Source organism: Nostoc sp. DedQUE02 (assembly GCF_034531035.1).
Lineage (GTDB): Bacteria > Cyanobacteriota > Cyanobacteriia > Cyanobacteriales > Nostocaceae > Nostoc.
On record NZ_JAVRBY020000040.1, the window covers coordinates 68701 to 78365 of the forward strand.

The 9665-nt window shown below is 45.6% G+C and carries 7 protein-coding genes; 5 read left to right on the forward strand and 2 right to left on the reverse strand.

All coding sequences use genetic code 11. The features are described 5' to 3' along the window. Positions 1 to 63 precede the first annotated feature (63 nt). The 5 genes from RMX98_RS24960 to RMX98_RS24980 all read left to right on the forward strand — a co-directional run bounded on the left by RMX98_RS24960 (position 64) and on the right by RMX98_RS24980 (position 6885). Positions 64 to 1359 (forward strand): chloride channel protein, encoded by a 1296-nt coding sequence (locus RMX98_RS24960; RefSeq protein WP_322675951.1) that lies wholly within the window; start codon positions 64 to 66, stop codon positions 1357 to 1359. 152 nt (positions 1360 to 1511) lie between these two features. Beyond that, positions 1512 to 4115 (forward strand): DNA topoisomerase (ATP-hydrolyzing) subunit A, encoded by a 2604-nt coding sequence (gyrA, locus tag RMX98_RS24965; protein ID WP_322675952.1) that lies wholly within the window; start codon positions 1512 to 1514, stop codon positions 4113 to 4115. Beyond that, positions 4096 to 5703: an apolipoprotein N-acyltransferase gene (gene lnt / locus RMX98_RS24970; protein ID WP_322675953.1), complete on the forward strand. Its 1608-nt coding sequence runs from the start codon at positions 4096 to 4098 to the stop codon at positions 5701 to 5703. The genes gyrA and lnt overlap by 20 nt, the downstream gene beginning before the upstream one ends. 78 nt (positions 5704 to 5781) lie before the next feature. Next, the gene (locus RMX98_RS24975; RefSeq protein ID WP_322675954.1) at positions 5782 to 6117 is read left to right on the forward strand and encodes a DUF4870 domain-containing protein; all 336 of its coding nucleotides are present in this window, start codon (positions 5782 to 5784) and stop codon (positions 6115 to 6117) included. Positions 6118 to 6504: 387 nt separating this feature from the next. Beyond that, on the forward strand, positions 6505 to 6885 hold the full coding sequence (locus RMX98_RS24980; protein ID WP_322675955.1) for a hypothetical protein: 381 nt from the start codon (positions 6505 to 6507) through the stop codon (positions 6883 to 6885). Between the two features lie 62 nt (positions 6886 to 6947). Here RMX98_RS24980 and RMX98_RS24985 read toward each other — a convergent pair whose 3' ends face one another. Then, positions 6948 to 7952: a transaldolase gene (locus RMX98_RS24985; protein WP_322675956.1), complete on the reverse strand. Its 1005-nt coding sequence runs from the start codon at positions 7950 to 7952 to the stop codon at positions 6948 to 6950. Between the two features lie 148 nt (positions 7953 to 8100). Then, positions 8101 to 9531, reverse strand: coding sequence for a pyruvate kinase (gene pyk / locus RMX98_RS24990; protein WP_322675957.1), 1431 nt, complete (start codon positions 9529 to 9531; stop codon positions 8101 to 8103). Between the last annotated feature and the right edge of the window lie 134 nt (positions 9532 to 9665).

Consider the following 9665-nt stretch of genomic DNA (forward strand, 5'->3'; position numbering starts at 1 on the left):
TAGCTTCTACTATAAAAAACGTAAATATTCTGTATTCTCCGTTTCACAAATAGGAAATAAGCAGTGTTACCAAAGAAACCCCCGGCGGCCAATGAAACTCAACGCTGGAAATTTGTTCAACTTTTTGGACTGGTGAAGCGTAATCCCCTGATGATTTCGCACTGGGTGATTCGCTGGGTACTTGTGGGGACTGCTGGTGGTCTGTTTGCGGCATTGTACTGGAATGTTCTAGAGTTTTTAACTCACAGACTCCAACGATTTGAGGGTTTTAGCCTCTTGATAGTGATGCCATTAGCCGGGTTATTTATCGGGCTGGTGATTCATTTTTTCGGAAATCCCGGTGAAATTGCCGTGATTGTTGATAATATCCATTTTCGTGGCGGACGCCTGGATGTTCGCAAAAATCCCTCAATGATTCTTGCTTCTCTAATCAGCATATCGGCAGGCGGTAGTGCTGGGCCAGAAGCACCACTGGTACAGGTAACAGGTTCTTTTGGTACTTGGGTTGCCGATCGCTTAAAACTCCAAGGTGAAGACCTCAGAACTATGAGTTTAGCAGCGATGGCGGCTGGCTTTACTGCCTTGTTTGGCGCACCTCTTGGCGGTGCAATGTTTGCCCTAGAGATTTTGCACCATCAGCATATTGTGGAATATTACGAAGCCTTGATGCCAGCCATTGTTTCGAGTTGCGCTAGTTATGTGGTGTTTGCAGCAATCACACACTTGGGAATTGCCCCTACTTGGCATTTTCCCCAGTATCAGTTAGAAAAGATTGATGATTTTGCGATCGCGATCGTGTTTGGAATTATCGGCGCGGTGGCGGGATGGATTTTTATGGGCATTTTTCGGGGCTGCGATTACTTGTTTGCCCGAATTCCCGCCCCCATTTATGTACGCACAACACTAGCAGGGTTGGGACTTGGCAGTTTAGCAGTTTTATTACCTCTGACGCGTTATTTTGGACATGAAGAGTTAGATTCAGTCCTCACTACTAACTTTGGTGCTATTTTTCTCTTAACTCTAGCTTTTGGGAAAATGGCTGCCATTAGCATTACGGTAACGGGTGGGTGGCGTGGTGGATTCATCATTCCCCTATTTTTCACTGGTGCTTGCATCGGTCAAGCAGTAGCAGTCTTAATTCCAGGAATAAACCCTGCCCTTGCCATGATCTGTACAATGGCGGCTATCAATGCAGCCGTAACCCGCACACCTATAAGTACGACTTTGCTACTCTCAAAACTGACTAACTTGAGTCCCTTGACACCAATCCTTTTTGCCAGTTTAATTGGATTTTTTCTTGCCCCTAAAGTTCCTCTAATTGCTTCTCAACTCAAATCCCAGAGAGAAGCTACCGATTAAGCAAGTACCTGAGTTAGCTGTCCAGGCAGAAAAAAGCAATATATGCTAAAATTGTATCAAATTATAGCGATTATTCAAGAGCAATTTAGAATAATTTTGCGCTTTGTTGAGTAAAAAAGCTAAAATCTACGATTTTTGGAGATTTTTAGGTTATGACAACCTCACAGGAGAGGATTATCCCGACAGACTTGCGAAACGAAATGTCGCAGTCTTATCTGGAATACGCCATGAGCGTGATAGTGGGTCGGGCGCTGCCAGATGCCAGGGATGGTCTAAAACCTGTGCATCGTCGCATTCTCTACGCAATGCACGAGCTAGGTCTGCTCCACGATCGCCCCTTTAAGAAATGCGCCCGTGTAGTGGGTGAAGTATTGGGTAAATATCACCCCCACGGCGACACGGCAGTGTATGATGCCTTGGTGCGGATGGCGCAGGATTTTTCCATGCGATCGCCCCTAGTTAACGGGCATGGTAACTTTGGTTCGGTAGACAACGATCCGCCAGCCGCCATGCGGTACACAGAATGCCGCTTGCAAGCTTTAACTAGCGCTGGTCTACTCCACGACATTGAGTATGAAACCGTAGATTTCGCCGATAACTTCGACGGTTCTCAGCAAGAACCCACAGTCTTACCGGCGCGGATTCCGCAGTTGTTGCTCAACGGTTCCTCTGGGATTGCCGTGGGTATGGCCACCAACATTCCGCCGCACAATTTGGGCGAATTGATCGATGCTTTGGTGGCTGTAATCCACAATCCCGAAATCACCGACATCGAATTAATGCAGTATGTCCACGGCCCAGACTTTCCGACTGGGGCGCAAATTTTGGGAACATCTGCCATTCGTGAAGCTTACACCACTGGGCGTGGTTCCATTACCATGCGTGGTGTCGCCAACATAGAAACCGTTGAACAACGGGGACGACCAGATAGAGAAGCAATTATCATCACCGAATTGCCCTATCAAACCAACAAAGCGGCGCTGATTGAAAAAATCGCCGAAATGGTGAACGAAAAGCGGCTAGAGGGCATTGCAGATATCCGCGATGAAAGCGATCGCGACGGGATGCGAGTTGTCATCGAACTCAAGCGTGATGCTTATCCCCGCGTCGTTCTAAATAACCTCTACAAGCAAACGCCACTGCAAGCCAACTTCGGGGCGAATATGCTGGCGTTGGTGAATAGCGAACCCCAGGTACTCACCCTCAAGCAGTTCTTAACTGTCTTCTTGGATTTCCGCATCGAATCCATTGCCAGACGCACCCGTTACGAACTACGGAAAGCTGAAGAACGCGACCATCTTCTCCAAGGATTATTAATTGCCCTGTCTCATTTAGATCCAATTATTGTCTTGATTCGCCATGCGCCCGATGCGCCCACAGCTAAAGGTGAATTAATCACAACTTATGGACTCTCGGAAGTGCAAGCAGATGCGATTTTGCAGATGCAATTGCGGCGGTTGACTGCCTTAGAAGCAGACAAAATTCGTTTGGAACACGAGGAATTACAAGCGAAAATTACCGACTTGCAGGATATTTTGGCACGCCGGGAGAGAGTGCTAGAAATCATTGAAACTGAAGTCACACAACTGAAAACTAACTTCGCCACACCCCGCCGCACGGTGATTTTACCAGGGGAAGGGGAATTAGACGATCGCGACCTCATTGCCAATGAAAAAGCGATAATTCTGCTGACAGAGCAAGGCTACATCAAACGGATGCCAGTCAACACCTTTGAAGCGCAAAGCCGTGCTACCAGAGGTAAAGCCGCAGCCAAGGTAAAAGATGATGATACCATTGAGCATTTCTTAACTTGCTGCGATCACGACAGTATTTTATTCTTTAGTGAGCGTGGTGTCGTTTACTGCCTGAGAGCTTATCAAATTCCAGCGAGTTCGCGTACCAGTCGCGGGACACCAATTGTCCAGATGTTACCGATTCCCAAAGAGGAAAAAATCACCTCGATTGTACCAGTTGACGAGTTTAGCAGCGAAGAATACTTGGTCATGCTCACCAAGGGCGGCAATATCAAGAAAACCGAATTGGCAGCCTTTAGTCACATTCGCGCCAATGGTTTGATTGCCATTTCCTTAGAAGAAGGCGACCAACTGCGCTGGGTACGACGCGCCAGAGTAGAGGATAGCGTAATCATTGGTTCTCGTAACGGGATGGCGATTAACTTCCGGTGCAACCACGAACAACTGCGTCCTTTAAGTAGGGCGACTCGTGGAGTGAAAGCCATGAAACTCAAAAATAAAGATGAACTGGTGGGTATGGATATTCTGCCCGCAGCAATTCTGGAAACTTTGGATGTTGCAGAAGCCGAAGCTGAAGATATCGAAACAATCGAAACAGAAGATATCGAAATTACCGAAGCTAATGAAGAGTCCGCAGAAGTGCCTAGCAGTGGCATTGTTGGCCCTTGGGTGTTGGTAATTACAATGGGAGGATATGGTAAGCGCGTACCCGTTGCTCAGTTCCGACTACAAAATCGTGCTGGTCAGGGTTTAATGGCAACCAAGTTCAAAAACCGCAAAACCAAAGACAAGCTGGCAACCCTACGCATTGTCAACAATGATGATGATGAAATCATGATGGTGACAAATCGCGGTATTATCATCCGTCAAGCGGTAAATGCGATTTCTATCCAATCGCGATCGGCTACTGGAGTCAGAGTGCAGCGTTTAGATGAAGATGACGCTATTACCGGAGTGGCAATAGTTCCACCTGATGCTGCCGATGCAGAAGAAGCAGAGTAAGAAGCAGGGGGAGCATGGGAAGCAGGGGAAGCAGGGGGAGAGGTTTATCTCTTTACTGCCTTACTTGATTGCCTTAGCTAGCGGTATTTTAATGGGGCTAACCGTAGCCCCAGTAGATGCATGGTTCTTGGCTTGGATTGCCATAGTTCCCTTATGGGTGCTAGTTGTCAGTTCAGCCAAACGCAAAAACCAATTTCCCCTTGCTTTCCTCTGGGGTATTGGTTTTCACGGTGTCGCCCTATTTTGGATTACCGGAATTCATCCGATGACATGGTTGGGCGTTCCCTGGTTGCCAAGCTTGGCAATCACGCTTTTTTGTTGGGGATTTATTAGTGTCTTGGGTGGGGTGTTCCTTAGTATTTGGGCGGCTGTAATGGTTCGCCTGGGCGGACAAAAACCGTGGCTACGTGTGCTTATTGGTACAGTCGTCTGGTGCGGCTTAGAGAGTTTATGGAGTGCCGGGCCTTTGTGGTGGAGTTCCCTCGCTTACACTCAAAGCCCACATAATCTCGCAATTGTACATTTGGGTCAACTCTCTGGGCCTAATACTGTGACAGCTGCGATCGTTGCCATTAATGGTTTAATTGCTGAAGGATGGATGAACCGCACAGAGGCAGAGAGAATTTCCTCTGTGTCCTTTGCGCCTTGGCGGTTCGTTAATAAATACTGGATTATCGCCACAGGATTATTAATTACCCTACACCTTATTGGTTTTTTCTTATACAGTCGTCCCATCGCCCAACCCCCAGAAGCAGCGTTAAAAGTGGGGATTGTTCAGGGTAATATTCCGAACCGACTTTTACGAAGTTCTGAAGGGTTCCGTCGCGCTCAAGAAAATTACACCAATGGGTATTTAACTTTAGCAGACCAAGGTGTGGATGCAGTTCTCACCCCAGAAGGAGCCTTACCTATTTTCCAGCGCAACTTGCTGGGAACTGCCTTAGTCGCAGCAGTAAAGGAAAAAGGTGTGGTTGCTTGGATTGGGGCTTTTGGCGAACGAGGAGACAGTTATACAATTAGCTTGTTTACTTTCAACAGCAAAGGTGAAATTGTCAGCCGCTACGATAAGTCCAAACTCGTACCTTTGGGGGAATATATTCCTTTTGAAGGGATTTTAGGCGGGTTAATTCAACGCTTGTCGCCTTTGGAAGCGCACCAAGTACCTGGTTTGGCAAATCAGATATTTGACACTCCTTTTGGTCGGGCGATCGCTAGTATATGTTATGAATCTGCTTTTCCTGAACAATTCCGCCGTCAAGCTGCGGCGGGTGGACAATTTATCCTCAGTTCTTCTAACGATGCCCATTACACTGCATCAATGCCATTCCAGCACCATGCACAGGATATCATGCGAGCAATTGAAACCGATCGATGGTCAGCACGGGCAACGAATACCGGATATTCAGCCTTTGTAGATCCTCACGGTAGAACCTTGTGGATGTCTGGATATAATACTTACGAAACTCATGCTGAAACAATTTATCGGCGACAGACACAAACTTTATATGTGCGTTGGGGTGATTGGTTAACACCTTTGTTGTTGGGATTGAGTGTCTTAGGGTGGTTTGTGCAGCGAGTGGTTAACTAACGCTAATATCAGATCGTAACTACAGTGACATCCACGAGTAATAGTTACCATTTGAGTCTCTAAAAGAGGAGTTGTGGCATGGAAGACATTCAGCAACGCAAGCTTTTATCAGCCCTAAGCCACGGAGCAATATTTTTTAGCTCTACGATTATCTCTATTGGCATACCCATTGCAATTTTGTTAATCAGCAATGACCCGATTATCAAAAGCAATGCCAAAGAATCACTCAATTTTCACATAAATCTTTATATTTATGCAATTATCTTTGCATTGTTGATTGTTGTGGGAATTGGTATTTTGTTATTGATTGTGTTGGGTGTGGTCAGTTTTATTATGCCAATTATTGCCATTATCAATGTTCTGAACCAGCCAAATGTGCCATACCGTTATCCGTTTATTTTCCGATTTGTATAGTTAAAAAGAGTTCTATAGTTGTAGGTTCTATTGAAGAATAGAAAAACCTAATCAGTATCAGAAGTTGGTTTTAGAGAATCAATCAAACCTACACGAGTTAGTGTTTTGTTTTCTAACTGTACTTGATTGCAATGTAGCAAAGCTTTCTTCAAGTGAGACAAAATGTTAGGTAATTATCCATTTTCTCTATTGTAAAAAATTATATTTTGCTAAACGATTACTTATTCATTACACAGTTTGAGCTAATTTACAATTATCCATAAGGCTGAAATTTAAATACAGAATTTCATACCAAATTAAGTTTAAAAAAAAGTGTGTCAGGGGTAATTTACAGACTTTCAAGTGTTTTAATAAAGTTATTACCCAAAGTCTAGTAGAAGCAAAAACATGAAAGGTTTCAGGAAGTTATCCTCAATAGCGCTATTGCTATGTGCCTTTGTGTCTGCGCCATCATTAGCTGAAGCAAAAGATATTTCTTTAAGTAATGCTCGCAATGAACAGAGCGCTGCGCCAGATGCCAACCTAGTTGGAGATAAAACCGGAGAGCTTTTAATTGCTCAACGGCGGCCCGGACGATACCAAATTATTCGACGAAGACAATTTATCCGACGCCAACAGCCTTTTGGAAGATACCAGACTATACGACGACGGCAGCCTTACGGACGATACGAAAATATCCGACGACGGCAGGAGTTCAGAGAACGGCAGATTATCCAACGACGGCAGCCTTACGGACGATACCAGATTATTCGTCCTCGGTATTGGTAACGACTGATGCAACTAACTAATGGTTAGTGGTTGAACCACTAACCACTAACTATCGTTAGGTTCTAATGAGCTGCTACTACCTCTCCTTCAAGGCGAACTAGTCGGTCTGCTAAAAGTTTCTCAAGGTCTTCTAGTGCCTTGGTGAAACCTTTGATCCCCTCATCTAGTTTGTCGGTTGCCATGCGGTCTGCGGCGTGCATCTTGTCATAAGTAGCTTTGTCAATGGATATCTTTTCGATTTCCAAGTTTGCTGCCTTGGCGGGGTCGAGTTTGCGTGGCAGTTCTCCAACTGTTGCTTGCAATTCAGCCAAAAGGGATGGCGAAATAGTTAGCAAATCACTACCTGCAAGTTCAGTAATTTCACCAACGTTACGGAAGCTAGCTCCCATAACTTCGGTTTTATAGCCGAATTTCTTGTAGTAGTTGTAGATTTTGGTGACGGACAAAACTCCTGGATCTTCGGCTGCTGGGTAGCTATCGCGTCCGGTATCTTTTTTGTACCAGTCAAGAATCCGCCCAACGAAGGGAGAAATTAGGGTAATGTCGGCTTCTGCACAGGCGATCGCTTGGTGAAGACCAAACAATAAGGTAAGGTTACAGTGAATACCTTCTTTTTCGAGAATTTCCGCAGCACGAATACCTTCCCAAGTGCTGGCTATTTTAATTAAAACGCGATCGCGGCCAATTCCAGCAGCTTTATACTGAGCAATTAATTCCCGTGCCTTAGTGACGGTAGCTTCGGTATCGTAGGACAAGCGAGCATCCACTTCCGTAGACACCCGACCGGGAATGATTTGCAAAATCTTTAATCCAAAAGCAACTGCCAAACGGTCAAAAGCTAGAGAAACTATCTGTGCTTGGGTAGCTCCGGCTCCAGCATCTTTCTTCGCTTGGAGTAAAGTTTGATCGACAATTCCCTGATATTCTGGCATTTGCGCCGCAGCAGTAATCAGCGAAGGATTGGTGGTAGCGTCTTGGGGCTTGAACTTTTCAATTGCCTGGATATCCCCTGTATCTGCGACTACAACAGTCACTTGTCGCAATTGTTCCAGTAAATTCTTAGACATAAAATACTCCGTGATGAATGTTACAGGATTTACTTATTCCCCAGTTCTTTACACTCTTTACTCTTCCTTCAATTCTGATTCTGGCAATTTTCTTAATTATTGCCCAATTTTCCTTACTATCTTCAGCCACAGCCCTATTCTAAGTGGCTTATGCCGAAATTGGCTGTCCAATGAAATGCACTTTGATTAAACTAGTTGTGCCCGATTTACCAATTGGAACACCAGAGGTAATTACCACCTTATCGCCCTTATTTGCCAAACCCATATCTACAACTGTGTTCACCACATTGGTAAACATCTCTTCAGCATGATGAACTGGTGGGATCAGCAAAGCTTCTACACCCCAAGAAAGCGCTAGTTGACGATAAGCGGTAATGTCAGAGGTGAGGGCAATAATCGGAGAAGTTGGGCGATATTTAGACACCATTCTCGCCGTACTTCCTGATGTAGTGTTACAGAGAATTGCCCGTGAGCCAGTTTCATAAGCAATGCGACATACAGATTCTGCTACAGATTCGGTAACGCTAAGACTGCCTGCTTCATGACACCAAGCATGTTTGCTACCCTCATCTAGAGCCTGTTCTGTCCGCACCGCGATGTTGTGCATCATCTGGACGGCGGCGATCGGATATTGGCCGACAGCTGTTTCACCAGAAAGCATTACCGCATCCGTACCATCTAAGATGGAGTTGGCAACATCAGTTGCTTCGGCGCGGGTGGGATCGGGAGCGCTAATCATCGACTCTAGCATTTGCGTGGCTGTAATCACCGGTTTGCCAGCCCGATTACAACGACGAATAATATCTTTTTGAATTAGAGGTACTTCGTGAATTGGTACTTCTACCCCTAAATCACCACGGGCAATCATAATTGCGTCGGCAACACTCAGAATGGAGTCAAAATTCTCTACTGCTTCTGCTCTTTCGATTTTGGCAATTAAGCGGATGGAAGCACCAGCCGCTTCAATCATCCGCTTGGCGGGTTCTAAGTCTTGTGGCGATCGCACGAAGGACACCGCTACCCAGTCTACGCCCAACTGAATCCCAAAGCGTAGATCCAGTAAGTCTTTTTCGGTGATTGAACTGACAGGTAAAGGAGTTTGGGGTAGATTCACTCCCTTGTGCGTAGAAATTAACCCGCCAATTTTGACTTGTGCGCGAATGCGATCGGCATCGCGATCGGTAACAATCAACTTGACACGACCATCATTAATCAAAATCGGTTCGCCTGGTCGTACCATTGCGAACAAAGTCGGTAATGGTAAAGGTAGTTCGTCAATACTCTCACCCTTTTCTTGCAAAACAAAGGTGACTTCAGTACCAGCTTCTAAATTTAACCCTTCCGGTGGTAAAGTTCCTAAACGGATTTTCGGGCCACACAAGTCTTGCATAATTGCGATCGGCTTTTGCCGCTCAGTGCTAATCTGCCTGAGATTGTGAGCCGTTTGGGCGTGGAATTCATAAGCTCCGTGGGAAAAATTCAGCCGCGCCACATTCATTCCAGCTTCTACTAAGGCTTGTAGCTTTTCGGGTGCAGATGTAGCCGGCCCAACAGTACAAATGATTTTGGTTCGACGCATAGGGATTAGGGGTTGAGGAGTAACCTGCAAATTTGGATAGTGTGAGCATAGGCGTAGCCCAATACTGCTCGGGTTTTGGATTTTTAACTCGGAGTTGGGTTTGGGGAAAAGGTTAAAGGGTAAAGGTTAAAGGT